Raw genomic sequence first — 1450 nt, 5'->3', positions numbered from 1 at the left:
TCATCCCTCTCAAAACGCCCCTCAAGCTCCTTTTCCAGCTGCTCTTTTTTTATCTTAAAACGTATATGCTCTAAGGTGTTTTCCACTTTGGAGAGAGTGATTTTTTTACTCCGCATCTCACTGAGTGCCTCATAGAGCCGTTTTTCCTCCTCTTTGGTAAGCTCAAACGCCCCAAGAAGCTCCTGTATCTTTTGTTCTTTTGTGTCAAAGTGTTGCTTGTGTGCTGTTTTGGGTGCTTTGTAGATAGTCCCCTCGTTTTGAAAAAAAGTTACAATATCCCGACGCATATCACTTTGTGCCTCACTCCATATCATCCGAAGTGTTTTGACCATCAGCTCTTTGTTATGCTCTATATCGTATATACCCAAAGCACCAAAAAGTGCGCTGAGTGTTTGGGTGTCAACCCTCTCTATCCCCACATCAAACGGGTCATCATCAAAATATATTTTTATTTTCCGGTTCAGTTTTGTATGTTTTTTATTTTTTTTTCCCATAAAGAGATTGTAGCGAAGATAATCAAACATACAGTATACATGCAATAGAAGCGATACAAGCGATTTTATATGACAAAAAAATGCCTATAACACCCCTTAGCGGTGATAAAACTCCATAACTCCCACTATCCCCTCAGGGGTTGCACTGACGACAACACTGCTGTCTATAGGTGATTTTCTGTTTTCTAAAACTTTTTGCAAGTCACGTAACACTATGCCGTAGTTACGAAACATTGGGATGCTTACCTTTTGTACTTTTGCTTCATCCACCTCATTTGCCAAAGCCTCAAGCGCTGCCTCATAGACACTTTTGTTGGTAACATACTGCAAATAGTAATCCCTCATAATGGCAATATTGTTCAACCACGCCTTCTTCTCATCTTCTGTTAAAGAGTCGTTGCTTTGTACCCTTTGTATTAAATCATCGACCAACTCTTTTGCTTTGTGCTCTTGTTGTTCATACACCTCATCGAGATTTTTTACATACTTTTTCAAACGTATCAAAAGCTCTGTAGGGTTTAACTCCTTATGCTCTACCTTGTAAAGGTGTTGTGTTGTTTCTGTTTCTCCGTAACTTAAAGCCTCAAGCAGCTCCAAAACAGCATGCAAGTAGATATATTTATCTGTTTGCAAATGATCAAAAGAGACTCCGTTTTGCGATACTATAGGCATATCCCCCACATATTTTAACTCCATCTTCAACTCCCCTTTTGCATAAATTTTTCTATATTGTACCACCTTTACAATTACTTTTAGAAAAAAATAATGTTAAAGCACTATAATCCCTTGTATGAAGTATGCTGATGAATGGACACAAAAAGAGTTTCTTACATATAAACAAAAGTTACAAAAAGAGGGTGTTGCGGTGGTTCTTGTCGATACCATCCTCTCCCCCATAGAGAAAGCAGATACGGTGGTATATAACCCTTATACACTCAAACAATACCCACCTGGAA

1 protein-coding gene and 1 pseudogene are annotated in these 1450 nt (G+C 38.6%); both read right to left on the bottom strand.

The window, feature by feature from the left end:
* Positions 1-524: pseudogene (locus AC30RD_RS09250) on the bottom strand (helicase); the annotation flags it as partial.
* A 66-nt stretch (positions 525-590) separates the two neighbouring features.
* Positions 591-1190, bottom strand: a complete 600-nt coding sequence (locus tag AC30RD_RS09245; protein WP_489494246.1) for a hypothetical protein — start codon at positions 1188-1190, stop codon at positions 591-593.
* Between the last annotated feature and the right edge of the window lie 260 nt (positions 1191-1450).

Source organism: Nitrosophilus sp., from assembly GCF_982775275.1.
The sequence above is the reverse complement of the archived record's forward strand: the minus strand, read 5'-3'. Positions and strand labels throughout refer to the sequence as shown.